Raw genomic sequence first — 25,161 nt, 5'->3', positions numbered from 1 at the left:
TAACGGCATCGCCGCCGCGCTGCCCGAATCGTCCATGAATCCGCCCGCCCAAGCCGACGTACCGAACTCGGACGTCATCGACATTCCGCCCGAATTCGCACCGACCACCGTCCACCCGATGCGCGTGCGCGCACGGCAGGTCGACGCCGGACGCCGCATCCCGCTGCACACGCATGCATGGGCGCAGCTCGCGTACGCGTCGCGCGGCGTGCTGCGCGTCGCGACGACCGGCACGACCTGGATGGTGCCGCCGTCCCGTGCGATCTGGGTGCCGCCGCGCGTGACGCATGAGGTCGTGATCGTCGAAGAAGCGTATTTGCGCACGCTGTATATCGACGCGTCGATCGTGCCGGACGGGCTCGATGCGTGCCGTGTCGTCGAGGTGACGGGGCTCCTGCGCGAACTGATCGTCGCACTCGACGCGCGCGGCCTGAACGCCGCGCGCGAGCGCCTGCTGTGCGAGCTCGTACTCGACGAGCTGAGTCGCGCCGAACCGCTGCCGCTCGCGGTGCCGATGCCCGATGAAAAACGGCTGCGCCTGCTGTGCGAATCGGTGCTCGCGCATCCGGCGCATGCGGAGTCGCTCGAACACTGGGCGAGCGAGGTCGGTGCGAGTACGCGCACGATTTCACGGCTCTTCAGGCAGGAACTGGGGGTGAGCTTTTCGCAGTGGCGCCAGCAGGCGCTGCTGGCTCGGGCCATTCCGCTGCTGAACCAGGGGCGCCCGCTATCGCATATCGCCCGCGAACTCGGCTATCAGAGCCAAAGCGCCTTTTCTGCGATGTTCCGACGCGCGTTCGGCGAAAGCCCGCGCGCATTCATGCTGCGCGGCTACGAGCACCGCGGCCCGGAAGGCCGCCTCGCGGACGACGAAACGCCGGACGACGACGCGATCGACGCTGCCCGCTGAACGCGTCGCGCGGGGTCGTCCGCGCGTCAGACCGGCCGCACCATGTGGCGGATCGAGCCGAGTTGCGCGAGCCGCGACCCGGCAACCCGATAGCCCATGCGCAGGTAGAGGCGCGCGGCAGGATTGTCGACGAACACGCGCAGCTGCAGTTCGTGCAGCCCGCGCGCACGCGCCCAGCGGTGTGCCATGTCGAGCATGTAGGTACCGGCGCCCTGCCCGCGATGGCCGGCCGCGATCTGTACGTCGCGGATATGCAGCGAGTCGCCCTCTTCGGTCACGCGCAGCACGCCGATGCGCTCGCCGTCGGCTTCCAGGATGAAGTTCTCGGATTCGCGCCAGCTCGCGTAGAACAGGTCGCTGCGCCACACGAGCCCGTGACGCTTGTAATAGCCGCCCATGTTGCCGTGCGTCAGCGCTTCGGCGAACGGAAAATCGCCGGCTTCCGCGGGCCGGAGCTGATACAGGAGTCGCAGGTCGGTCGGATCGAGCATCGCGCAGGGGTCAAGAACGCACCCCGCCACGATAGCGCAGTCGCGTGCGGATGCAATCGCGAATTTCTCGTAGCGGTTCGACGCCGGATGAGCGGAAGTGCTGTGCTTGCCTGCATGGCTTCCTCCCCTCCGCAGCCACGCGCCCGCCAGCAGACGCAATCGGAAATGCAAATGAAGAAGCCCGCACAAGGCGGGCTTCTTCATTTTTCTGGCGGAGCGGACGGGACTCGAACCCGCGACCCCCGGCGTGACAGGCCGGTATTCTAACCGACTGAACTACCGCTCCAGTCTTGCTACTGCCTGGCAGGCGTCGGTTGCTTCCTGCCGGCGCATCGTTTGTTCGAACGACACCGAAATCTGGCGTCCCCTAGGGGATTCGAACCCCTGTACTCACCGTGAAAGGGTGATGTCCTAGGCCTCTAGACGAAGGGGACAACGTACTGCTTACATCTTTAATACAAAAGCCCGCTCAAAAACGTCTTGAACGGGCTTCGTTCTGGCGGAGCGGACGGGACTCGAACCCGCGACCCCCGGCGTGACAGGCCGGTATTCTAACCGACTGAACTACCGCTCCAGCTTTCTTACCCTCACCCGCAGGACGTCGGTTACGTTCCTGCAAGCGTTGCGACATTTCTACGAAACGCCGCTGAATCTGGCGTCCCCTAGGGGATTCGAACCCCTGTACTCACCGTGAAAGGGTGATGTCCTAGGCCTCTAGACGAAGGGGACAAAATCTTTTCAGATTTGTCTGACTTTCGCTATTCATTTTTCAATCAACAGCGAAGGCCGAAATTCTAACTGCTTTGAATCATTTTGTGAAGCATTTATTACCACCGCTGCTTCGCAAATCAACCCAGCTTGTTCTGATGGTGGAGGTAAGCGGGATCGAACCGCTGACCTCTTGCATGCCATGCAAGCGCTCTCCCAGCTGAGCTATACCCCCTTGCAGAACAGAAGTGAGATTATATGGACCTACTTTGAACTTGTAAATACCCTTTTTGCGATTCGCGCGAATTTTTTTGCGAAGCTGCCGCGATGTCGTGCACGGGCAGCTTCGCTCGCACCCGAACCTCAGGCCAGCGCGGCCTCGATGCGCGACACCACGACGTCACGACCGAACAGCACCAGCACCGCATCGATCGACGGCGTGTGCGTCGTACCCGCCACCAGCAGCCGCACCGGCATCGCCAGTTGCGGCATCTTCAGCTTGTGCGCGCCGAGCGTCGCCTTCAGCGCCGCGGACACGGCCTCCTTCGTCCAGTCGGCCGCCTTCAGCGCGGTGACGAGATCGGCCAGCGCCGGACGCACCGCATCGGTCACGTGCTGCGCCAGCGCATCGGCTTCCGGCGCCGGCACCCGGTAGAACATCGCAGCGCCTTCCGCGATCTCCTTGACCGTCGTCGCGCGATCCTTCATCAGTCCGACCACGGCATCGAGCGCCGGGCCCGTCGCGATCGCCGCGTCCTCGATGCCGAGTGCGTCGAGGAACGGCTTGGCCAGCTCGGCGAGGCGCGCGTTGTCCGCTTCCTTGATGTAATGCGCGTTCAGCCAGCTCAGCTTGCTGTGGTCGTACTGCGCAGGCGACTTGCCGAGATGCTCGAGATCGAACCATTCGACGAACTGCTCGCGCGAGAAGATCTCCGCGTCGCCGTGCGACCAGCCGAGGCGCGCGAGATAGTTGACGACGGCCTCCGGCAGGAAGCCCGCGTCGCGGTACGCCATCACGCTCATCGCGCCATGCCGCTTGCTCATCTTCTCGCCCTGCTCGTTCAGCACGGTCGGCAGGTGCGCGTAGACCGGCGGCTCGCCGCCGAGTGCGTTCAGGATGTTGATCTGGCGCGGCGTGTTGTTCACGTGGTCGTCGCCACGGATCACGTGCGTGATGCCCATGTCCATGTCGTCCACCACCACGCAGAAGTTGTAGATCGGCGTGCCGTCCGGGCGCGCGATCACGAGGTCATCGAGTTCTTCGTTCGAGATCTCGACGCGCCCCTTCACGGCGTCGTCCCACACGACCGTGCCCGTCAGCGGATTACGGAAGCGCAGCACCGGCTTCACGCCGGCCGGCGGCTCCGGCAGCACCTTGCCGGGCTCCGGACGCCACGTGCCGTCGTAGCGCGGCTTCAGGCCGGCCTCGCGCTGGCGTTCGCGCAGCGCGTCGAGTTCCTCGGCCGACATGTAGCACGGGTACGCGAGACCCTTCTCGAGCATCTGCGCGAGCACCTCGCGATAGCGGTCCATCCGCTGCATCTGGTAGATCGGGCCTTCGTCGAAATCCAGGCCGAGCCACTGCATCCCCTCGAGGATCGCATCGACCGCTTCCTGCGACGAGCGCTCGACGTCGGTATCCTCGATGCGCAGCACGAACGTGCCCTTCATCTTGCGGGCGAACGCCCACGGATAGAGTGCGGAGCGGATGTTGCCGAGGTGGATGAAGCCGGTGGGACTCGGCGCGAAGCGGGTACGGACAGGACGGGTCATAAACGGTAACTCGAACGCCTGGGGCGCATGAATGATTCGACGCGGGATCGACGGCGGCAACCCGGACAGCAGCGGGGCCGGCGACGCCCGGAACGGGAAAGAAGCCGGAATTATACTCGCGCCGGACATCGCGCCAAGCGCACCGCTTGCTTTATGATGTGCGCGCCGCGGCCGCCAGCCGGCGCGGCGCCGGCCGCCCGGAACCTGCCGCGCGGCCGCTCGGAACCTATCGCCGCCGCGGGCCGTGTAACCCGCCGCCAAGCCGCCGGAGAATCATTCGATGTCGTCCCCTCGCCTGTCGCGCCGCCACTTCACGATCGCCGCCGCGTCCGCCAGCCTCGCCGCCTGCACGTCGTTCGGCGACAAATCCCGTCCGGATACCGCATCCGGCGCCACGCAGTCGCACGAGAAGCCCGTGAAGATCGGCATCGCGCTCGGCGGCGGCGCCGCGCGCGGCTTCTCGCACATCGGCGTGCTGAAGGCGCTCGAGGCACGCGGCATCCCGATTGAAATCGTCGCGGGCACAAGCGCGGGCTCGGTGGTCGGCGCACTCTATGCATCGGGCATGAGCGCGCTGCAGATCAACAAGATCGCGCTCGACATGGACCAGGCGGCAATCAGCGACTGGGCGCTGCCGTTCCGCTCGCGCGGGCTGCTGCAAGGCGTGGCGCTGCAGAACTTCCTGAACAAGACGCTCAACAACCGGCCGATCGAAAAGATGGCGAAGCCGCTCGGCATCGTCGCGACCGATCTGCAGAGCGGTCAGCCGATCCTGTTCCAGCAGGGCAATGCGGGGCTCGCGGTACGCGCGTCGTGCAGCGTGCCGTCGGTGTTCGAACCGGTGAAGATCGGCAGCCGCGAATATGTCGACGGCGGCCTCGTGAGCCCCGTGCCCGCGTCGTTTGCGCGCAAGATGGGCGCGAGCTTCGTGATCGCGGTCGACATCTCGGCCCGTCCCGACGGCGCGGCGACCAACAACCCGATCGAGATGCTGCTGCAGACCTTCACGATCATGGGCCAGACGATCAAGACCTACGAGCTCGACAAGTATGCGGACGTCGTGATCCGCCCGAACCTCGCGGCCATGGGCGGCAGCGACTTCAACCAGCGCAACGCGGCCATCCTCGCGGGCGAGGAAGCCGTCGCGCGCATCATGCCGGAACTGCAGCGCAAGCTCGCGGCAGCGCGCGGCACGGCTGCCGCGTAAGCGCGCAACAGGCACGTAACCGCCACGCATGCCGGCGCGCGCCGCCGGCATGCACACGGCGAACGCCGCTTGCGCCGCCCCAAAACAAAAAACCCTGCCGCCTTTCGGTGACAGGGTTTTTTCGATCCGGCCGGGACGGCCGTCGAACGTCAGTTGTTGCCGTTCGCCGAATCGTCGCCGATCGTCGCGCGCACGCGCTGACGCAGGCCTTCCGGCTTCATCGGGAACTCCGATTCGAGCCGGCGCGCGCCGGTGAAGCGCTTTTCCCAGTAGCCGCTATCGAGATCGTCGACACGGATGGTGCTGCCCGTCGACGGCGAGTGCACGAACTTGTTGTCGCCGATGTAGATGCCGACGTGCGAGAACGTGCGGCGCATCGTGTTGAAGAACACGAGGTCGCCCGGCTTCAGGTTGCTCATGCTCACCTTCTCGCCGACGCGGCTCATCTCTTCCGCACGGCGCGGCAGCGACATCCCGAGGGTGTCCTGGAACACGTAGCGCACGAAGCCGCTGCAGTCGAGGCCCGAATCCGGCGAGTTGCCGCCCCAGCGATAGCGCACGCCGATCATGTTCAGCGCGCCGACGACCACGTCGCCCGCCTTGCCGGCCATGCCCGCGAGGAACGACTTCGCGCCGCCGCTCGACGGCTGCGCGCTGGTCTGCTGGAGGGAGGAACCCGACCCGATCTGAGTCGAATTGGTGACATTCTGGTTAAAACTGCTGACTTCGTCGGCGAAAGCGCCGGGAGCTGCTGCGAACAGGGCGCCGATGAACAGCCCGGCGACGGTGCGCGCGCATGCCTGGGTCAGGGATCGATGCTGCATTGGTCGATGGAATTTGCTTAAAAATCAGCTGATTGGCGGAAAATTTCGGTCGATACTAGCCAGCGCGTAATCGTTTGTCAAAACAAATTAATAAATACAATCGAGATGGTCAGACCATTGGCGGCCTATCACGCTTTCCAGACCGCTTTCAACAGCTTTTGTGTGTAAGGATGTGACGGTCTGCCGAAGATGTCGGCCACCTCCCCCGACTCGACCACCGCCCCGTCCTGCATCACCGCGACGCGGTGCGCCATCGCCCCGATCACCTCCAGGTCGTGGCTGATGAACACGTAGCCGAGGTTGTATTTCTGTTGCAAATTCGCGAGCAGTTTCAGCACCTGCTGCTGGATCGACACGTCGAGCGCGGAGGTCGGCTCGTCGAGGATCAGGATGCGCGGCTCCAGCACCAGCGCCCGCGCGATCGCGATCCGCTGGCGCTGGCCGCCCGAGAATTCGTGCGGATAACGATGCAGCACCGTCCGGTCGAGGCCGACTTCGCGCAGCACCGCAAGCGACTTCGCGCGGCGCGCATCGGGCGTCATGTCCGGCCGATGCAGCTCGAGCCCCTCGCCGACGATCCGCTCGATCGTGTGACGCGGCGAAAGCGAACTGAACGGGTCCTGAAAGACGACCTGCATGTTCGAGCGCAGCGCGGTCTGCTCGCGGCCGCGATAGGTCGACAGCGCGCGCCCCTGGAATTCGATCGTGCCGCCGGCCGTCTTCTGCAGGCCGAGCAGCGCCATCGCGAGCGTCGACTTGCCCGACCCCGATTCGCCGACGATGCCGAGCGTCTCGCCCTGCCGCACCGAGACCGACACGTCCGCGACGGCCGTCACCGGCACCGTGCCGAACCAGCCGGCGATACCCGGCCGCCGGCGCGCGAACTGCACACTCACGTGGTGCGCGTCGAGCACGACGGGCGCGATCGGGATCACCGGCGCGACCGCGCGCTGCGGCCGGCTGTTCAGCAGCCGCTGCGTATACGGATGCTCGGGCGCCGCGAAGATCCGCTCGACCGGCCCGCTCTCGACGAGCCGGCCGCGCTCCATCACCGCAACGCGATCCGCGAAGTGCCGCACGAGATTCAGGTCGTGCGTGATGAGCAGGATCGCCATCCCGCGCTTTTCCGCTTCCTCGCGCTGCAGCTCCAGCAGCAGGTCGACGATCTGCGCGCGGATCGTCACGTCGAGCGCGGTGGTCGGCTCGTCGGCCAGCAGCAGGCGCGGCCGGCACGCGAGCGCCATCGCGATCATCGCGCGCTGGCGCTGGCCGCCCGACAACTGGTGCGGATAGCTGTCGACACGCCTCTCCGGCTCCGCGATGCCCGTGCGCGCGAGCAACGCGATCGCGCGCTTGCGCGCCTCGACCGCCGACACGCCGTCGTGCAGCACGATCGTCTCGCCGATCTGCGCGCCGATCGTATAGAGCGGATTGAGCGCCGTCATCGGCTCCTGGAAGATCATCGCGATGTCCGAGCCGCGCAGCCCGCGCATCTCGCGCTCGCTCTTGGCCGAAAGGTCCTGCCCCGCGAAGCGGATCGCGCCGCTCACGTCGGCGTCGCGCAGCAGCCGCAGGATCGACAGCGCCGTGACGCTCTTGCCCGACCCCGACTCGCCGACCAGCGCGACGCGCTCGCCGCGCCCGATCGCGAGCGTCACGTCGTCCACCACGACCGTGTCGCCGAAGCGCACGTGCAGGCCCTCCAGCGACAGCAGCGGTTCGCCCGGCGAAGGCGATGCGGAAATCGTGCTCATCGCTGGCCTCCCGCGGCCCGCACCGAATCGGCGATCCGCGTGTCGAGCGCGTTGCGCAGTGCGTCGCCCATGAACGTCAGCAGCAGCAGCGTCGCGACCAGCACGCCGAACGTCGACAGCGAGATCCACCACGCGTCGAGATTGCCCTTGCCCTGCGCAAGCAGCTCGCCAAGGCTCGGCGTCGGCGGCGGCACGCCGAGCCCGAGGAAATCGAGACTCGTGAGCGCGAGGATCGCACCGCTCATCCGGAACGGCAGGAACGTGATCACCGGCGTGAGACTGTTCGGCAGCACATGGCGCCAGATGATCTGCCAGTTCGTAAGCCCCATCGCACGCGCCGCGCGCACGTAGTCCTGCGTGCGGTTGCGCAGGAATTCCGCGCGCACGTAATCGGCAAGCCCGATCCAGCCGAACAGCGACAGCAGCACGATCAGCAGCAGGAAGCTCGGCTCGAAGATCGACGCGAAGATGATCAGCAGGTACAGCTCGGGCAGCGAACTCCAGATTTCGATCAGCCGCTGCCCGACGATGTCGATGCGGCCGCCGAAAAAGCCCTGCACGGCGCCCGCGGCAATGCCGATCAGCGTGCCGATCACGGTGAGGATCAGCCCGAACTCGACCGACACGCGGAACCCGTACACGAGCCGCGCGAGCAGGTCGCGCCCCTGCGCGTCGGTGCCGAGCAGGTTCTCGCGCGACGGCGGTGCGGGATTCGGCACGTTCGAGAAGTAGTTCAGCGTGTCGTAGTAGTAACGGTTCGGCGGATAGACGACGAAATTGCCGGGCGCCTCGAGCCGCTTACGCACATACGGATCGAGATAATCGGCCGGGGTCGGGAAGTCGCCGCCGAAGGTCGTTTCCGGATACGCATGGAACAGCGGGAAATAGGTCTGGCCGTCGTAGCGGACGACGAGCGGCTTGTCGTTCGACCATAGCGGCGCCGCGAGGCTCGCGGCGAACGCGGCGAAGAAGATCACGAAGCTCCAGTAGCCGAGCCGCTGCTGCCGGAAGCGCTGCCACACGCGGCGCGCGGGCGACGGGGACACTCGCGCGCGCGCCGCGTCCAGGCGGGACGTGTCGATGGCACCGCTCATCGCGCACCTCGCCCGGTGACGCCGGGCATGCGGACGGATGGTTTCATGTCAGCGCTCCAGGTTGTCGAATTGAATGCGCGGGTCGACCCACACGTAGCAGAGATCCGAGATCAGCTTGGTCGCCAGTCCGATCAGCGTGAACAGGTACAACGTGCCGAGCACGACCGGGTAGTCGCGCCGCACGACCGATTCGTACGACAGCAGCCCGAGGCCGTCGAGCGAGAACAGCGTCTCGATCAGCAGGCTGCCGGTGAAGAACGCGCCGATGAACGCGGCCGGGAAGCCGACGATCAGCGGCAGCATCGCATTGCGGAACACGTGCTTCCACAGCACCGTGCGCTCGGCGAGCCCTTTCGCGCGCGCGGTCAGCACGTATTGCTTGCGGATTTCGTCGAGGAACGCGTTCTTCGTGAGCATCGTGACGACCGCGAAGCTGCCGACGACCGACGCGGTGATCGGCAACGCGATATGCCACAGATAGTCGAGCACCTTGCCGACAAGCGACAGCTGCGCGAAGTTGTCCGACGTGAGCCCGCGCAGCGGGAAAATCTGCCAGAACGAGCCGCCGCCGAACAGCACGAGCAGCAGCACGCCGAGCACGAAGCCCGGAATCGCATAGCCGACTAGCACGACGAGGCTCGTCGCGACGTCGAACGGCGACCCGTTGCGTACGGCCTTCGCGATGCCGAGCGGCACCGATATCAGATAGGTGAGGAAGAACGTCCACAGCCCGATGCTGATCGACACGGGCAGCTTCTGCACGACCAGCGACCACACGCTCTGGTGACGGAAGTAGCTGTCGCCGAGATCGAAGCGCGCGAAACGCTTGAGCATCAGCCAGTAGCGTTCGAGCGGCGGTTTGTCGAAACCATACAGCGCCTTGAGCTGCGCGAGCTGCTGCGCGTCGACGCCGGTATGCGCGCGCATCCCGAACGGCACCGCGCCCTGCTCCGTCGCGCCCTTGCGCAACTCCTGCACGGCCTGTTCGACGGGGCCGCCCGGCACGAACTGGATCACCGCGAACGTGAGGGTCAGCACGCCGACGAGCGTCGGGATCATCAGCAGCAGGCGTTTGAGGATGTAGCTCCACATAGGGCGTCGACTCGCGATCGGTAGGCGGGGTTGGACGTACGGGCGGCAGGGTCAGTGATCGGGCTTCGCCCACCAGGTCGACACCACCCAGCCCTCGGCCGAATAGTACAGCGGCAGCGTCTGCGGATAGGCGAGCGTGCGCTTGTACGCGATCCGGTGCGTCGTGCTGTACCACTGCGGAACCGCGTAGTAGCCGTGCATCAGCACGCGGTCGAGCGCATGGGTCGCGTCGAGCAGGTCTTCGCGCGTCTGCGCGGTACCCAGCGCGTGCAGCAACGCGTCGACGGCCGGCGACTTCAACCCGATGAGGTTGTCGGAGCCCGGCTCGTCGGCGAACTTGCTGGCGTACCGCGAGTATTGCTCGGCCCCGGGCACCTGCACACCCGGCAAGCGGATCGTCGTCATGTCGTAGTCGAACGCGTCGAGACGCTTCTGCAGCAGCGCGAAATCGGCCGTGCGAAAGCGCGCGACGATGCCGAGCTTCGCGAGGTTGCGCTGGTAGGCCGCGACGATCCCTTCCATCGCCGCGCCCGAATCGTCGAGGATCTCGAACGTGAACGGCTCGCCCTTCGCGTTGCGCAGCGCGCCGTCGCGATAGGTCCAGCCGGCTTGCGCGAGCAGCGCGCGCGCCTTCAGCAGATTCGCGCGCAGCGAGCCCGGCGGGTTCGTGTCCGGCTGCGTGACCATTGGGCCGAACACGGCCGGGTCGAGCTGCGCGCGCAGCGGCTCCAGCAGCTTCAGCTCGCCGGGGCCGGGCGTGCCGGTCGCCTGCAGGTCGGTGTCGGCGAAATAGCTGTCCAGACGCGTGTAGGCGCCGTAGAACAGCTGGCGGTTCAGCCATTCGAAGTCGAACGCGAGGTCGAGCGCCTGCCGCACGCGCACGTCGCGAAACAGCGGGCGGCGCAGGTTCATGAAGAAGCCCTGCATGCCCGCGCCGTTGTGCTGGCGGAATTCGCGCTTGACGAGCTCGCCGCTGTCGAAGCGCTTGCCGACGTCGCGGCGCGTCCAGTTGCGCGCGATGTACTCGACGAGCACGTCGTAATCGCCGGCCTTGAACGCCTCGAGCCGCGCGACGCCGTCGCCGTACAGCTTGTAGACGATCCGCTCGAAGTTGTTCGTGCCGACCCGCACCGGCAGGTCGACGCCCCAGTATGCGGGGTTGCGCCGGTACGTGATGTTGCGGCCGTTGTCGTAGCGCTCGATCAGGTAAGGGCCGCTGCCGATCGGCTGCTCGAACGCGAGCTGGTCGAACGGGATGCGCGAACCGTCCGCGCGCACCCCCCACTTGCGCGAAAACACCGGCACGCCGCCTGCGATCAGCGGCAATTCGCGGTTCGCGCTGCGGAACTCGAAGCGCACGGTGCCCGGATCGACGACCACCGCCTTCGCGATCTCCGCGAAATACGCGCCGAATTGCGGCGCGGCCTGCTTGCTCTTCAGCGTGTCGAACGAGAACTTGACGTCGTCGGCGGTGACGCGATCGCCGTTCGAGAAGCGCGCGCGCGGATTCAGATGGAACGTGACCGAGCGCCGATCCGGCGCGATGTCGATGTCGTCGGCGAGCAGCCCGTACGCGGACGACGGCTCGTCCGAGCTGCCGGTCGCGAGGCTCTCGAACAGCATGTCGATGCCCGGCGCCGGGTTGCCGCGCATCGTGAACGGATTGAACTTGTCGAACGACGTCAGCCGGTTCGGGTTCGCGAGCACGAGCGTGCCGCCCTTCGGCGCGTCGGGATTGACGTAGTCGAAATGTTTGAAGCCCGGCGGATATTTCGGCTCGCCGTACTGGGCGATGGCGTAGGCCGCGTGCGCGGCCGGCGCCGCCAGCACCGCGTACAGCGCAATCGTCGCGGCCGCGCGGCCGGCGGCCTGCACCGCCCGTACCGCACGCAGCGCGCCGAAGCGGGCTCGCGCGGCGGCGGCCCGGGGCGAACCCTTCGTCATAGAAGCCCTGTCGATCGAATAAGGGTAGTAACGAGGAACGATTCTACCCATTCGAGCGTGCGAGCCAAAAGAAAACCGCCACACGGGCGGTTTCTTCACGAGCGGATCGCGGGCGCGCGCACGAGGCGCGCGCACCGGCGATCAGCGCCAGCCGTTGTGGCGGCCGTGATCCCAGTGGCCGCGATCGCCGCCCCAGCCGCGGCCGTGATGGCGGTACCACTCGTCGCGGCCCCAGTAGCGACGGCCGTCCCAGTAGCGGTCGCCGTGCCAGCCGATCACGATGGCCGGCGCCGGTGCGTAGACAGGGGCCGGCGCGTAGACCGGCGCAGGCTGATAGACGACCGGCGGCGGGGGCGGCGGCGCATACACGGGCGCAGGCGCGACGTAGACCGGTGCCGGAACGCCGAGATTGATCCCGACATTGACTCCCGCCATTGCTGCGCCCGACACGAGCAAGGCCGTCATACCGGTCAAGAGCGAGGCAACACGCAAAGTCTTCATGAATTCCTCTTCTGGTTGTGTCATGTGTGATTCGACTATAACGGCAAGCACCGCGTCCGCATATTTCAAGTTTGTAAGAACTGATGCGTCTCATCGCAACGATGAGCCCGCGCTAACGTCTTGTAACAATCGGCGTCCGCCCTGCCCCTCGCCACCGGTTCCTAAAACATCTTTCATCCTGGCCCGCGCCCCGCGTTAAGCGCCGCCACGCACACTGCGCGAGCCGAACCGGGCACCCGCCGCGCGTCGGCAACTCGCTGACAGGCCGGCGCCCCGCGCCGGCGGAGACCTCGCCGATGCTGAAACTCGTCCGACTCGCGCTCGCGCGCCCCTACACCTTCATCGTCCTCGCGCTGCTGATCCTGATCGCGGGGCCGCTCGCGGCGCTGCGCACGCCGACCGACATCTTCCCCGACATCCGGATTCCGGTCATCAGCGTCGTGTGGAATTACGCGGGCCTGCAACCGGCCGACATGGCCGGGCGCATCGTCACCTACTACGAACGCACGCTCGGCACGACGGTCAACGACGTCGCGCACATCGAGTCGCAGTCGTTTCGCAGCTTCGGGATCGTCAAGATCTTCTTCCAGCCGAGCGTCGACATCCGCACCGCGACCGCGCAAGTCACGTCGATCTCGCAGACCGTGCTCAAGCAGATGCCGCCGGGCACCACGCCGCCGCAGATCCTCAACTACAACGCGTCGACCGTGCCCGTGCTGCAACTGGCGCTGACGAGCGACACGCTCGACGAGCAGCAGCTCGGCGACTACGCCACCAACGTGATCCGGCCGCAGTTGCTGTCCGTCGCGGGGGTCGCGATTCCGTCGCCGTACGGCGGCAAGGTGCGCCAGGTGCAGATCGACCTCGATCCGCAGGCGCTGCAGGCCAAGGGGCTGTCCGCACAGGACGTCGCCACCGCGCTCGCGCAGCAGAACCAGATCATTCCGGCCGGCACGCAGAAGATCGGCGGCTACGAATACAACATCCGGCTCAACGACAGCCCGCTGACCATCGACCAGATCAATGCGCTGCCGATCCGGACCGTGAACGGCGCGGTGATCTTCATGCGCGACGTCGCGCACGTCCGCGACGGCTTTCCTCCTCAGGGCAACATCGTGCGCGTCGACAGCCGTCGCGCGGTGCTGATGAGCGTGCTGAAAAGCGGCTCGGCATCGACGCTCGACATCATCGCAGGCGTCAAGGCGCAGTTGCCGCGCATCGAGGCGACGCTGCCGCCGTCGCTCAGGCTCGTCGTGATGGGCGACCAGTCGGTGTTCGTCAAGGGCGCCGTGAGCGGCGTGGCGCGCGAAGGCCTGATCGCCGCCGCACTCACGTCGGCGATGATCCTGCTGTTCCTCGGCAGCTGGCGCTCGACGCTGATCATCGCCGCGTCCATTCCGCTCGCCGTGCTGGCCGCGATCGCGGCGCTCGCGGCCGTGGGCGAGACGCTCAACGTGATGACGCTCGGCGGCCTCGCGCTCGCGGTCGGCATTCTCGTCGACGATGCCACCGTCACGATCGAGAACGTGAACTGGCATCTCGAACAGGGCAAGAACGTGCGCGATGCGATCCTCGACGGCGCGTCGCAGATCGTCGCGCCGGCGTTCGTGTCGCTGCTGTGCATCTGCATCGTGTTCGTGCCGATGCTGCTGCTCGACGGCGTGGCCCGCTTCCTGTTCGTCCCGATGGCCGAAGCCGTGATCTTCGCGATGATCGCGTCGTTCGTGCTGTCGCGCACGTTCGTGCCGACGATGGCCCGCTACCTGTTGAAGCCGCATGCCGCGCATCCGGCGGCCGCGCTCGCGCCGCACGGTGCGCCGTTCCCGCCGCCGCGCGCGCGCCATCCGCTCGTCGCGTTCCAGCACGGGTTCGAGCGCCGCTTCGCGGCACTGCGCGCCGGCTACCGCGCCGTGCTCGGCCTCGCGCTCGTGCATCGCGCGCGCTTCGTCACGCTGTTCGTTGCCGCGGTCGCGGTGTCGTTCGCGCTGGTGCCATGGCTCGGCCGCAATTTCTTCCCGTCGGTCGACGCGGGCGAAATCGCGATCCACGTGCGCGCACCGATCGGCACGCGCATCGAGGAAACGGCCGCGCTGTTCGACCACGTCGAGCAGACGGTGCGCGACGTCGTGCCGCCGCGCGCAGTCGCGAGCATCGTCGACAACATGGGCCTGCCGAACAGCGGGATCAACCTGACGTACAGCAACAGCGGCACGATCGGCCCGCAGGACGGCGACATCCTCGTGTCGCTCACGGGCGATCACGCGCCCACGGCCGACTATGTCAGGCAGTTGCGTACGCAACTGCCGCGCGCGTTTCCCGGCGTGACGTTCTCGTTCCTGCCCGCCGACATCGTGAGCCAGATCCTCAACTTCGGCGCGCCCGCGCCGATCGACGTGCAGGTGACGGGCCCCGACCGTGCCGCCAACCGCGCGTATGCCGCCGCCCTGCTGCGGCGCATCCGCAGCGTGCCGGGCGTCGCGGACGCGCGCGTGCAGCAGGCGTCGACCTATCCGCAGTTCACGGTGTCGGTCGACCGCACGCGCGCCGCGCAACTCGGCATCACCGAGCAGGACGTCACGAATGCCGTGGTCGCCAGCCTGTCCGGCACGAGCCAGGTGTCGCCGACCTACTGGCTCGATCCGCACAACGGCGTGTCGTATCCGATCGTCGCGCAGACGCCCCAGTACCGGATGACGTCGCTGTCGGACCTGCGCGCGTTGCCCGTCACGGGCCGCTCGGGCACGCCGCAACTGCTCGGCGGGCTCGCGACAATCGTGCGCGGCCAGACCGACGCGGTCGTGTCGCACTACGACATCGCCCCGCTGTACGACATCTTCGCGACGACGCAGGATCGCGATCTCGGGGCGGTCAGCGCCGACATCGAACGCGTGCTGCGCGCGAACGCGGCCGGCTTGCCCAAGGGATCGCGCGTGACCCTGCGCGGTCAGGTGCAGACGATGAACAGCGCGTTCGGCGGCCTGCTCGCGGGCCTCGCCGGCGCGGTCCTGCTGATCTACCTGCTGATCGTCGTCAACTTCCATTCGTGGCGCGACGCATTCGTGATCGTGAGCGGCCTGCCCGCGGCGCTCGCCGGCATCGTCTGGATGCTGTTCGTCACGCGCACGCCGCTGTCGGTGCCCGCCTTGACGGGCGCGATCCTGTGCATGGGCGTCGCAACCGCGAACAGCATCCTCGTCGTGACCTTCGCGCGCGAACGGCTCGCGCATACCGCCGACGCGGCCGTCGCCGCGCTCGAGGCCGGCTTCACGCGGTTTCGGCCCGTGATGATGACCGCGCTCGCGATGATCATCGGCATGGCGCCGATGGCGCTCGGCCTCGGCGACGGCGGAGAGCAGAACGCGCCGCTCGGCCGCGCGGTCATCGGCGGCCTGCTGTGCGCCACCGTCGCGACACTGGTGTTCGTGCCCGTCGTGTTCAGCCTCGTCCACCGGCGCGATCGCGCGCCCCGTTCCGAATCCCTGTCCCTCACCCCGGGAGAACAGCATGTCCACTGAATTCGAAGTCCGCCCCCCCGGCACGCCGCGCTATCTGAAACCGCTCGCGATCGCGGGCGCCGTCGCCGCGCTTGCGGTCGCGGCGGCCGGCCTCGTCGCACGCCTGCACGATGCGCACGCGGTCGCCGCGTGGACCGCGCAACAGGCGATCCCGACCGTCGCGACGGTGGCGCCGCAGCCGGCCGCGGCCGACGCGCTGGTGCTGCCCGGCCGGCTCGACGCGTACGTCGACGCGCCGATCTACGCGCGCGTGCCGGGCTACCTGCACGCGTGGTACGCGGACATCGGCGCGCACGTGAAGGCCGGCCAGTTGCTCGCGTCGATCGACACACCCGATCTCGACCAGCAGTTGCAGCAGGCACGCGCCGACCTGCAGAGCGCGAGCGCGAACGAACGGCTCGCGGCCGTCACCGCTGCCCGCTGGGCCGAGATGCTCGCGCAGGATTCCGTCTCGCGGCAGGAAGCCGACGAGAAACGCAGCGACCTCGATGCGAAACGCGCGGCCGTCGCGGCGAGCACCGCCAACGTCCGGCGACTCGAAGCGCTCGAATCGTTCAAGCGGCTCACCGCGCCGTTCGACGGCATCGTGACGGCCCGCAAGACCGATGTCGGCGCGCTGATCGACGCGGGCAGCGGCAACGGCGCCGAGCTCTTCACCGTGTCGGACGCGCGACGGCTGCGGCTGTACGTGCACGTCCCGCAAGACGACGCGGCCGCGATCCACGCGGGCATGCATGTCGCGCTGACCGTGCCAGAGCGCCCCGGCATCACGTTCGACGCCACGCTCGCGGATTCCGCCCAGTCGATCGATCCGGCGTCCGGCACGCTGCTCGCGCAATTCTCGATCGCCAACCCGGCAGGCACGCTGTTCCCGGGCGAATACGCGCAGGTGCGCATCGCGATGCCGGGCGCCGCGCACGCGCTGTCGATTCCGGCGAGCACGCTGATCTTCCGTCACGACGGGTTGCAGGTCGCCGTGCTCGACGCAACCGGGCATGCACGGCTGCGCAACGTGGCGATCGCGACCGATCTCGGCACGCGCGTGGTGCTCGCGTCGGGGCTCGCGGCGGCCGACCGCGTGATCGACAATCCGCCCGATTCGCTCGCGGACGGCGACCCCGTGCGTATCGCCGGCGCCGCGCCGACGGAGCGTGCGCATGGCTGACCGACTGCTTGCCGTGTGGCTGGGCAGCGTAGCGCTGCTCGCCGGCTGCTCGTTGGCGCCGACCTATCGTGCGCCGGCCGTTCCCGTGCCGGCCGCGTTTCGCGAAACGGGCGCATGGGTCGATGCCGCGCCGGCCGATCGCCTGCCGCGCGACGGCTGGTGGCGCGTATACGGCGACGCGACACTCGATCGGCTCGAACCGCTCGTCGCCCGCGCGAATCCCGACCTGGCCGCCGCCGTCGCGAGGCACGACGAAGCCGTCGCGCTGTTCGACGGCGCGCATGCCGCGTTGTTGCCGACCCTCGGCATCGGTGCCGAAACGAACCGCGACCGTCAGTCCGCGCGCCGGCCGTTGCGCGGCAGCGGCCAGCCCGACGTCTACGAATCGAACACGCTCGACGCGGGATTCGGCTACGACGTCGATCTGTGGGGCAAGGTCCGCAACACGGTCGCGGCGGGTCGCGACGATGCGCAGGCAGCCGACGACGCGCTCGCGTCGGTCCGGCTCAGCCTGCAGGCCGGCGTCGCCAGCACCTACTTCGACCTCGCAGGACTCGACCGTGAAGCGGACACGCTCGCGCAGACGATCGACACGTACCGCCGTGCGTGGCAACTCACCGTCAGCCGCCATCGCGGCGGTCTCGCATCGGGGCTCGACGTATCGCGTGCGCAAACACAGCTCGCGCTCGCCCGGGCACGCGCGTCCGACATCGCCGCGCGTCGCGCGCTCGACGAGCACGCGATCGCGGCACTCGTGGGCGAATCGGCGTCGACGTTCTCGCTGCCGCCCGTGGCTGCGCTGCCGGGCGTGCCGTCGATTCCGACGGGGCTCGCGTCGACGCTGCTCGAGCGCCGGCCGGACGTCGCCGCGGCCGAGCGCCGCGTCGCGGCCGCGAACGCGCGGATCGGCGTCGCACGCGCCGCGTACTTTCCCGACCTGTCGCTCGGCCTCGACGCCGGATTCCAGAGCGACACGTTTTCGCCGTGGCTCGCCGCGCCAAACGAGATCTGGTCGCTCGGACCGCGTCTCGCGACGACGCTGTTCGACGGGGGCCGGCGCGCCGCCGGCGTACGCAACGCGCGTGCGCAGTTCGACGAACAGGGCGCGCGCTACCGCGCGGTGGTGCTGCAGGCGTTCCGCGAAGTCGAGGACGAGCTGGCGCAGTTGCACCGCCTCGGCGACGAATCGGACCAGGACGACGCGGCGCGCGCCGCGGCGCGGCATTCGCTCGCGCTGGCGATGTCGCGCTATCGCGACGGCGCGGTCAGCTATCTCGACGTGGTCACCGCGCAGACGACCGAACTCGATACGCGGATCGCGTCGCTCGACGTCGACGCGCGGCGCCTGCAGGCATCCGTCGGGCTCGTACGCGCACTCGGCGGCGGCTGGCACGACGCGGGTTCATGAACGATTCTTCATCGGCGTGCCGGCCGCCCGAACCGGCGCGCCCGATAACGTCGATCCTGCCGGCATCGCCATCGCGGCGCCCGCCACCGTCACCTGAAAGGAGCACGCCATGAAGACACTGATGTTCGCTACCCTGCTCTGCGCCCTCTGCGTCGCGCTGCCCGGCCGGGCCGGCGCCACGCAGCACGACATCGCGACTGCGACGCAGACGCTCGCCGCGGCTGCGGCCGCACCGTCGTCGTCGGCACAACCGGCATGGAATGCGCGGGCGGCAACGCCGCTGACTCGCGCACAGGTCTATCGCGAACTCGTCGAGGCCGAACGCGACGGCCAGCTCGCGCAGCTCGACCGCGAACTCTATTCGCACTGACCGCACGCATTCGCGCATGCCGCGCGACGCGCGGCGTGCGTGACATCCGCGAGCACGGCGCCATACCGCGTCGTCACTCGCCCGCGTCGAACCTGAATCCGAATCGCGCAACCGTTTCGATACGCGCGGAAAAAGCGTGCGCGGCCAGCTTGCGCCGCAGCCGCACGACCAGCGCATTGACCGTCTCGGGTTCGACGTCGGCATCGCCCCACGCATAACGCAGCACGGCATCGCGCCCCACCGGTCGCCCCGCTTCGCGCAGCAGGCATTCGACGAGCCGGAATTCCCGTGTGCTGAGCGCCAGCTTCCGGCCACGCTCTTCGAGTGCGCGCGTAGCCGCGTCGAGCCGGACCGGCTCGCGTATCGCGATGACGCCCGAGCGGCGCCACAGCGCGCGCAACCGCTCGTGCAGTTCCACGAACGAACAGGGATGGGCAAGACACACGTCGCAACCGGCCTGCAGCATCCGTGCGCGCTGCGCGGGCGTCGTGCCGGCAACGATCGCGGCGATCGTCGCGCCCGCGGCCGATGCGGCAAGTCGCGGCAATGCATCGAGGATAGCCGGGCCCGCAGCCGGGTCGGGCGCAACGATCACGATCGCGTCGAACCGGTCCTGCGTCGCCACGAAGCAGCCGTCGCGCCATCCGTCGACACGCTCGACACCATGCATGCTCTCGCGAAATGCCTTGTCGAGCCGCGCCGCTTCCGGATTCGGCGACGCAATCAGCAGGATGCGCATCGACCGGTCTCCGACGTCGTCACGCGAGCGAGCGCGGCCAGCATTCGACCGTGATCGCCGCCCCGGCCAGCGGCGCATCGCCGATCCGCAACGCGAAGCCGTGCACGCGCATCACGGCCGACACGATGCTCAGCCCCAGCCCCGAGCCGCTCACATGGCGCGTGCGCTCGCCTCGATAGAAGCGCTCGAGCACCGCGTCGCGTTCGCCGGGCGGGATCCCGGGCCCTGTGTCTTCAAACCGGACGAGCGGCCCGCCCGGCGCCGCATCGAGCGCAACGCGCACGCGGCCGCCCGGTGGCGTGAACTTGATTGCGTTGTCCGCGAGATTGCTGAAGGCCTCGAACAGCAACGCGCGATCGCCGTGAATGCGCTCGACCGATGCCACGTCGAGTTCGAACGACACGTCCACGGCTTCGGCCAGCGGTTCGTACAGCTCGCATACGTCGTGCAGCAATGCCGCGACGTCGACGGCGGCAAAGCCGCCGCGCCGGCTCAGCGTGCCGATCTCGGAGATCCGCAGCATCGCGCGAAAGCGTTCGAGCAGCCGGTCGGTCTCGTCGCGCGCCGACGCGAGCAGTGCCGACGACGCCGGGTCGTCCGCGCAAAACGGCTGCTCCGCGAGCCGGGCCAGCATCGTGTGCACGCGTGCGAGCGGCGTGCGCAGGTCGTGCGCGATACCGTCGCAGGTATGGCGCACCTCCCCCATCAGCCGCTCGACTTCGTCGAGCATGTGGTTCACGAGATGCGCGAGCAGATCGAGTTCGTCGTAGCGTCCGACCGGCAGCCGCTTGCCGAGATCGCCTTCCGCGATCTGCCGCGTGACGCGCCGGATCGCGGCGACACGGCGCATCTGCCGCATGCCGAGCATGCTGCCGCCCGCGATGCCCGCGATCAGGATCATCACGCCGCCGATCACGAGCCCGCGGATCGCGACGTCGCGAATCTGGATGAAATGCGACAGGTCGCGCGCGACGACCAGCGTCATCCCGTTGTCGCGGCGTACGGCCATCGCACGCGTGATCGGTGCGGGCTGGCCGTCGAGCGGCGCAAGCGTGCGGTTCAACGTGCGTCCGTTGCGATCCGCGCGCAGCGCGGGCGGTGTCGCGATATCCCCGGCCACACGGCGCCCGTTCGCATCGAACAGCCCGTAGAAACTGGTATGCATGTGCTCGTGCTCGAGCCGCCGGTGGATCGCGAGCGGCAGTTCGGCGTCGGGAATCGAATCGAAATAGATCAGTTGCCATGCGAGCACTTCGTCGGTATCGCGCGCCATCGTGTGCGTCGCGGCCACGCTGATCACGCCCGCGAGCAGCAGCAGCGACACCGAGAAGATCGCCGCATACGCGCACAGCCAGCGAAACGTCGTCGTGTGCCAGCGGCGCGTGAAGTTCGCCGCGCGAGCCGCATCCATCCGGGCCTCCGTCATGCGAGCATGTAGCCCGAGCCGCGCACCGTCTGGATCATCGGGTCCGCGCCCGGCGGATCGATCTTCCTGCGCAACCGGCCCATGTGGACGTCGATCAGGTTGGTGCCCGGATCGAAGTGATAGCCCCACACGGCCTCGAACAGCATCGTGCGCGTGATCGTCTGCCCCGCGTTGCGCATCATGAATTCGAGCACGCGGAACTCGGTCGGCAACAGCTGAATCTCGTCGCCTCCGCGCCGCGCGCAGCGCGAAATGAGGTCGAGCTCGAGCGCCCCGACTTTCAACAGCGTCTGCTGGGGCACGTCCGATGCCTGCCGGCGGCGCAGCAGCACTTCGATGCGCGCGCTCAGTTCGCCCGAATCGAACGGTTTCGTCAGGTAATCGTCACCGCCCGCGCGCAGCCCGCGGATACGCTCATCCACGTCGCCGAGTGCGCTCAGCATCAGCACCGGCGTATCGATACCGACCGTACGCATCGCGGTGACGATCGCGAGGCCATCCACGCCCGGTAGCATCCGGTCGAGCGTGATCGCGTCGTACGATGCGCTCATCGCGCGCATCATCCCTTCGCGGCCGTTGTCGATCCAGTCGACCTCGAACCCGCGTGCGACCAGTTCGCCGACGATTTCGTTCGCGGTCACCGCATCGTCCTCGACCGTGAGTACTCGCATCGTTGCCCTCGCAATGAACGTCATGACGGGCGCATGCGATGCGCCCGCAACTATCGTAGACGAGCCGGTTGCCGTCCTGCCTTTCATGAAAATTGCTTCATCAGGCGCCACCGCGTACGGGTGAAACATGTTTCATCCGTGCGTCGCCCGCGCCGTCGCGCGCACCGCCTACGCTGACGTCATGCGGCATCGGGCCGCGAAACCAGGAGCTACCGGATGAAACTGTCGACTACCGTCGCCTGCATGCTGCTCGCATGCGCGAGCGGCGCCGCACTCGCGGCACCTCACCTGACCCCGCAGCAATGCAACGCGTATCCGTTCGTCCACACCGGCCACGACGTCACGCGTGCGGACCTCGTGCGCGAGCTGAGCGAACTCGAACAGGTCGGCTACGAGCCGGCACACGCGAGCCCGTACTATCCCGACGATCTCGACGGTGCGAAACAGCGGCTCGCCGCCGAGTACCGCGCCGACTGCTCGCATGCGCTGACCGCCGACGCGGGCGCTCGACACTGATCCCGCTACGCGGCGCGACACGGACGAAAAAAGGCGGCACGCGCGTGCCGCCTTTTTTCATGAACACACGCATGGATATCGATCGCTGCGCGTGGATGCCGCTCAGCGCGACATCATGTTCATGCTGACGTTGTGCATCACCCACAACGTGCCGACGATCAGGATCGCCGCCGTCAGCACCGTGTAGCTGAACGCCATCACGTTCCAGCGCTGGCCCGACGAGCCGTTCATGTGCAGGAAGTACACGAGATGCACGACGATCTGCACGAACGCGAGCACGGCCAGCGCGATCAGCGACGCGTGCGGCGACAGCGCGCCGCCCATCACGAGGCCGAACGACGCGGCCGTGAGCAGCACCGACAGGATGAAGCCGGCGACGTAGCCGCCGACACTGCCGTGCCCTTCTTCGAGTTGAGACGAATGCGAATGGGCCATTTAGATCACGCTCGCGAGATAGACAAAGGAAAACACGCAGATCCACACGATGTCGAGGAAGTGCCAGAAGAGGCTCAGGCACGTCAGGCGTCGCAGGTCGCGATCGGTCAGGTCGCCGCCGCGCAACACGATCTGCCCGGCAAGCACGATCATCCACAGCAGGCCGGCCGTCACGTGCAGCCCGTGCGTGCCGACCAGCGTGAAGAACGCCGACAGGAACGCACTGCGCTGCGGGCCCGCCCCTTCCGCGATCAGGTGCGAGAACTCGCGCAGCTCCATCGCGAGAAACGCCGCGCCGAGCACGAACGTCACCGCGAGCCACGCGAGCAGCGCGCCGCGCCGCTGCTTGTATGCGGCGAGCATCGCGAAGCCGTACGTGATGCTCGACAGCAGCAGCGCGGCGGTTTCCACCGCGACGCCCGGAATGTCGAACAGGTCCTTCGCGGTCTGCCCGCCCGCGTACTGGTGGCCGAGCACCGCGAACGTCGCGAACAGCGCCGCGAAGATCACGCAGTCGGTCATCAGGTACAGCCAGAACCCGAACACCGAATGCGACGGCGGATGGTCGTCGTGCTCGAGCAGGGTTGCGCTCAAGGTTTTCTGCAACATCAGTTGGCCTCCAGTTCGACGTCGTCGACGCGCGCGGCCACGCGCTTCGTCGGCTGCCTGTCTTCGGTCTTCCGCACCGTCGACGCGGGAATGTAATAGCCGTCGTTGTCGCGCGAGCTGTAGATCACGAGCGTCGCGACGATCCCGACGAGCCCGCCTATCGCCATCCACCAGATGTGCCACACCAGCGCGAAGCCGAGCACCAGGCTGAAGACCGCGATCACGAGGCCCGCGCAGGTATTCGACGGCATGTGGATGTCGCGGATCGACGCCGGGTCCGGCCGGCCTTCGCCGCGTGCCTTCATGTCCGCATACGCGTCGAGCGTGCGCACCTGCGGGATCACCGCGAAGTTGTAATCGGCCGGCGGCGACGAGGTCGCCCACTCCAGCGTGCGGCCGCCCCACGGATCGCCCGTCGTGTCGCGATACTCGGGCAGGTGGCGGTTGCGGATGCTGACCACCAGCTGCAGCAGCTGGCACGCAATGCCGATCGCGATCAGCACCGCGCCGAACGCGGCGACCAGCAGCCACGGATGCCACGCCGGGTTGTCGTAATGGTTCAGGCGGCGCGTCATGCCCATGAAGCCGAGCACGTAGAGCGGCACGAACGCGACGTAGAAGCCGACCTGCCAGAACCAGAACGCGGCCTTGCCGAGCTTCTCGTTCAGCTTGAAGCCGAATGCCTTCGGGAACCAGTAGTTGAAGCCCGCGAGATAACCGAACAGCACGCCGCCGATGATCACGTTGTGGAAGTGCGCGATCAGGAACAGGCTGTTGTGCAGCACGAAGTCCGCGCCGGGAATCGCCATCATCACGCCGGTCATGCCGCCGAGCGTGAACGTGACCATGAAGCCGATCGTCCACAGCACGGGCGTCGTGAATTCGATCCGGCCGCGATACATCGTGAACAGCCAGTTGAACACCTTCACGCCGGTCGGAATCGCGATGATCATCGTCATGATCCCGAAGAACGCGTTCACGTTCGCACCCGAGCCCATCGTGAAGAAGTGATGCAGCCACACGAGGAACGACAGCACCATGATCGCGCAGGTCGCGTACACCATCGTCTTGTAGCCGAACAGCGGCTTCTTCGCGAACGTCGCGATGACTTCCGAGAAGATCCCGAACGCCGGCAGGATCAGGATGTACACCTCCGGATGGCCCCACGCCCAGATCAGGTTCAGGTACAGCATCGCGTTGCCGCCGGCTTCGTTCGTGAAGAAGTGCATGCCGAGGTAGCGGTCGAGGCCGAGCAGCGCGAGCGTCGCGGTCAGGATCGGGAACGATGCCATGATCAGCACGTTCGTGCAGAGCGCCGTCCACGTGAACACCGGCATCTTCATCAGCGTCATGCCCGGCGCGCGCATCTTGATAATCGTCACGAAGAAGTTCACGCCGGTCAGCAGCGTGCCGACGCCCGAGATCTGCAGCGCCCACAGGTAGTAGTCGACCCCTACCCCCGGACTGAACTGCAGCTCCGACAGCGGCGGGTACGCGAGCCAGCCCGTCTGCGCGAATTCGCCGATCACGAGCGACACGTTGATCAGGATCGCGCTGACCGCCGTCATCCAGAACGACAGCGAGTTGATGAACGGGAACGCGACGTCGCGCGCGCCGATCTGCAGAGGCACGACCAGGTTCATCAGGCCGACCATGAACACCATCGCCATGAAGAAGATCATGATCACGCCGTGCGCGGTGAAGATCTGGTCATAGTGGTGCGGCGGCAGGTAGCCGGGCGCGTTGTACGCGAGCGCGAGCTGCATGCGCATCATGATCGCGTCGGCGAAGCCGCGCAGCAGCATGATCAGCGCGACGATGATGTACATCACGCCGAGTTTCTTGTGGTCGACCGTGGTCAGCCATTGCGTCCAAAGCCATTTCCACCGGCCGGTGATCGTCAGCGCGGCGAGGATGCCCAGCACGACCAGCCCCATGAAGGCGCCGGCCCCCATGATGATGGGCTGATCGAACGGGATCGCCGAGAGTGTGAGTTTGCCGAACATGCG

21 protein-coding genes and 5 tRNA genes are annotated in these 25,161 nt (G+C 67.4%); 7 read left to right on the top strand and 19 right to left on the bottom strand.

The window, feature by feature from the left end; translation table 11 throughout:
- Positions 1–34: 34 nt before the first annotated feature.
- Positions 35–910: an AraC family transcriptional regulator gene (locus HWX08_RS16255; RefSeq protein ID WP_069258030.1), complete on the top strand. Its 876-nt coding sequence runs from the start codon at positions 35–37 to the stop codon at positions 908–910.
- A 26-nt stretch (positions 911–936) separates the two neighbouring features.
- Here the strand turns inward: HWX08_RS16255 and HWX08_RS16250 are convergent, their stop codons facing one another.
- From HWX08_RS16250 to gltX, 7 genes are all read right to left on the bottom strand, one after another.
- Complete coding sequence (locus tag HWX08_RS16250) at positions 937–1,401, bottom strand: GNAT family N-acetyltransferase (RefSeq protein ID WP_069257013.1); 465 nt, start codon at positions 1,399–1,401, stop codon at positions 937–939.
- A 209-nt stretch (positions 1,402–1,610) separates the two neighbouring features.
- Positions 1,611–1,687: transfer RNA gene (locus HWX08_RS16245), tRNA-Asp, on the bottom strand.
- A 72-nt stretch (positions 1,688–1,759) separates the two neighbouring features.
- Positions 1,760–1,835 (bottom strand) — tRNA-Glu (locus HWX08_RS16240).
- 63 nt (positions 1,836–1,898) lie between these two features.
- Positions 1,899–1,975: transfer RNA gene (locus HWX08_RS16235), tRNA-Asp, on the bottom strand.
- Between the two features lie 79 nt (positions 1,976–2,054).
- A tRNA-Glu gene (locus HWX08_RS16230) sits at positions 2,055–2,130 on the bottom strand.
- Between the two features lie 138 nt (positions 2,131–2,268).
- A tRNA-Ala gene (locus HWX08_RS16225) sits at positions 2,269–2,344 on the bottom strand.
- 128 nt (positions 2,345–2,472) lie between these two features.
- Positions 2,473–3,882: a glutamate--tRNA ligase gene (gene gltX, locus HWX08_RS16220; RefSeq protein ID WP_069257014.1), complete on the bottom strand. Its 1,410-nt coding sequence runs from the start codon at positions 3,880–3,882 to the stop codon at positions 2,473–2,475.
- 280 nt (positions 3,883–4,162) lie between these two features.
- Here gltX and HWX08_RS16215 point away from each other — a divergent pair, with 280 nt between their 5' ends.
- The gene (locus HWX08_RS16215) at positions 4,163–5,089 is read left to right on the top strand and encodes a patatin-like phospholipase family protein (RefSeq protein WP_174921686.1); all 927 of its coding nucleotides are present in this window, start codon (positions 4,163–4,165) and stop codon (positions 5,087–5,089) included.
- A 149-nt stretch (positions 5,090–5,238) separates the two neighbouring features.
- On the opposite strand, the gene HWX08_RS16210 is transcribed toward HWX08_RS16215, so the two are convergent.
- From HWX08_RS16210 to HWX08_RS16185, 6 genes are all read right to left on the bottom strand, one after another.
- Positions 5,239–5,913 (bottom strand): C40 family peptidase, encoded by a 675-nt coding sequence (locus tag HWX08_RS16210; protein ID WP_174921685.1) that lies wholly within the window; start codon positions 5,911–5,913, stop codon positions 5,239–5,241.
- Between the two features lie 128 nt (positions 5,914–6,041).
- Positions 6,042–7,667, bottom strand: a complete 1,626-nt coding sequence (locus HWX08_RS16205) for an ABC transporter ATP-binding protein (protein ID WP_069257017.1) — start codon at positions 7,665–7,667, stop codon at positions 6,042–6,044.
- Positions 7,664–8,761, bottom strand: coding sequence for an ABC transporter permease (locus HWX08_RS16200; protein WP_069257018.1), 1,098 nt, complete (start codon positions 8,759–8,761; stop codon positions 7,664–7,666). The genes HWX08_RS16205 and HWX08_RS16200 overlap by 4 nt, the downstream gene beginning before the upstream one ends.
- A gap of 48 nt (positions 8,762–8,809) precedes the next feature.
- Entirely contained in the window at positions 8,810–9,853 is a 1,044-nt protein-coding gene (locus HWX08_RS16195; protein ID WP_069257019.1) for a microcin C ABC transporter permease YejB, read from the bottom strand.
- 51 nt (positions 9,854–9,904) lie between these two features.
- Positions 9,905–11,797 carry an extracellular solute-binding protein gene (locus HWX08_RS16190; protein WP_174921684.1) on the bottom strand — a complete coding sequence of 631 codons (1,893 nt, stop codon included), beginning with the start codon at positions 11,795–11,797 and terminating at the stop codon, positions 9,905–9,907.
- A 141-nt stretch (positions 11,798–11,938) separates the two neighbouring features.
- Positions 11,939–12,298 carry a hypothetical protein gene (locus tag HWX08_RS16185; RefSeq protein WP_174921691.1) on the bottom strand — a complete coding sequence of 120 codons (360 nt, stop codon included), beginning with the start codon at positions 12,296–12,298 and terminating at the stop codon, positions 11,939–11,941.
- A 296-nt stretch (positions 12,299–12,594) separates the two neighbouring features.
- Between HWX08_RS16185 and HWX08_RS16180 the strand changes: the two genes are divergently transcribed.
- From HWX08_RS16180 to HWX08_RS16165, 4 genes are all read left to right on the top strand, one after another.
- A complete protein-coding gene (locus HWX08_RS16180; RefSeq protein ID WP_174921683.1) occupies positions 12,595–15,813 on the top strand; it encodes an efflux RND transporter permease subunit in 3,219 nt (1,072 codons plus the stop codon).
- The gene (locus HWX08_RS16175) at positions 15,803–16,978 is read left to right on the top strand and encodes an efflux RND transporter periplasmic adaptor subunit (protein ID WP_174921682.1); all 1,176 of its coding nucleotides are present in this window, start codon (positions 15,803–15,805) and stop codon (positions 16,976–16,978) included. The genes HWX08_RS16180 and HWX08_RS16175 overlap by 11 nt, the downstream gene beginning before the upstream one ends.
- On the top strand, positions 16,971–18,386 hold the full coding sequence (locus tag HWX08_RS16170) for an efflux transporter outer membrane subunit (protein WP_174921681.1): 1,416 nt from the start codon (positions 16,971–16,973) through the stop codon (positions 18,384–18,386). Before HWX08_RS16175 ends, HWX08_RS16170 begins: the two co-directional genes overlap by 8 nt.
- Positions 18,387–18,495: 109 nt before the next feature.
- Complete coding sequence (locus HWX08_RS16165) at positions 18,496–18,756, top strand: DUF4148 domain-containing protein (RefSeq protein WP_174921680.1); 261 nt, start codon at positions 18,496–18,498, stop codon at positions 18,754–18,756.
- A gap of 73 nt (positions 18,757–18,829) precedes the next feature.
- Here the strand turns inward: HWX08_RS16165 and HWX08_RS16160 are convergent, their stop codons facing one another.
- Genes HWX08_RS16160 through HWX08_RS16150 form a run of 3 tightly spaced genes read right to left on the bottom strand, consistent with a single transcriptional unit; the run spans position 18,830 to position 21,592 of the window.
- Positions 18,830–19,495, bottom strand: coding sequence for a response regulator transcription factor (locus HWX08_RS16160; protein ID WP_069257026.1), 666 nt, complete (start codon positions 19,493–19,495; stop codon positions 18,830–18,832).
- Positions 19,496–19,514: 19 nt separating this feature from the next.
- The gene (locus HWX08_RS16155) at positions 19,515–20,906 is read right to left on the bottom strand and encodes a sensor histidine kinase (protein ID WP_174921679.1); all 1,392 of its coding nucleotides are present in this window, start codon (positions 20,904–20,906) and stop codon (positions 19,515–19,517) included.
- A gap of 11 nt (positions 20,907–20,917) precedes the next feature.
- Positions 20,918–21,592 carry a response regulator transcription factor gene (locus HWX08_RS16150; RefSeq protein WP_174921678.1) on the bottom strand — a complete coding sequence of 225 codons (675 nt, stop codon included), beginning with the start codon at positions 21,590–21,592 and terminating at the stop codon, positions 20,918–20,920.
- Positions 21,593–21,808: 216 nt separating this feature from the next.
- On the opposite strand from HWX08_RS16150, the gene HWX08_RS16145 reads away from it, so the two are divergent.
- Positions 21,809–22,108 carry a DUF4148 domain-containing protein gene (locus HWX08_RS16145; protein ID WP_069257028.1) on the top strand — a complete coding sequence of 100 codons (300 nt, stop codon included), beginning with the start codon at positions 21,809–21,811 and terminating at the stop codon, positions 22,106–22,108.
- A gap of 102 nt (positions 22,109–22,210) precedes the next feature.
- On the opposite strand, the gene cyoD is transcribed toward HWX08_RS16145, so the two are convergent.
- From cyoD to cyoB, 3 genes are read right to left on the bottom strand one after another with little or no spacing between them, the layout of a single operon-like run.
- Positions 22,211–22,543 carry a cytochrome o ubiquinol oxidase subunit IV gene (cyoD, locus tag HWX08_RS16140; protein ID WP_069257029.1) on the bottom strand — a complete coding sequence of 111 codons (333 nt, stop codon included), beginning with the start codon at positions 22,541–22,543 and terminating at the stop codon, positions 22,211–22,213.
- Complete coding sequence (cyoC, locus tag HWX08_RS16135) at positions 22,544–23,152, bottom strand: cytochrome o ubiquinol oxidase subunit III (protein ID WP_174921677.1); 609 nt, start codon at positions 23,150–23,152, stop codon at positions 22,544–22,546. It lies immediately after the preceding gene.
- Entirely contained in the window at positions 23,152–25,158 is a 2,007-nt protein-coding gene (gene cyoB / locus HWX08_RS16130) for a cytochrome o ubiquinol oxidase subunit I (protein ID WP_069257031.1), read from the bottom strand. The genes cyoC and cyoB overlap by 1 nt, the downstream gene beginning before the upstream one ends.
- Positions 25,159–25,161: the final 3 nt, after the last annotated feature.

The sequence above is a fragment of the Burkholderia metallica genome, assembly GCF_902832845.1.
GTDB lineage: Bacteria > Pseudomonadota > Gammaproteobacteria > Burkholderiales > Burkholderiaceae > Burkholderia > Burkholderia metallica.
The sequence above is the reverse complement of the archived record's forward strand: the minus strand, read 5'-3'. Positions and strand labels throughout refer to the sequence as shown.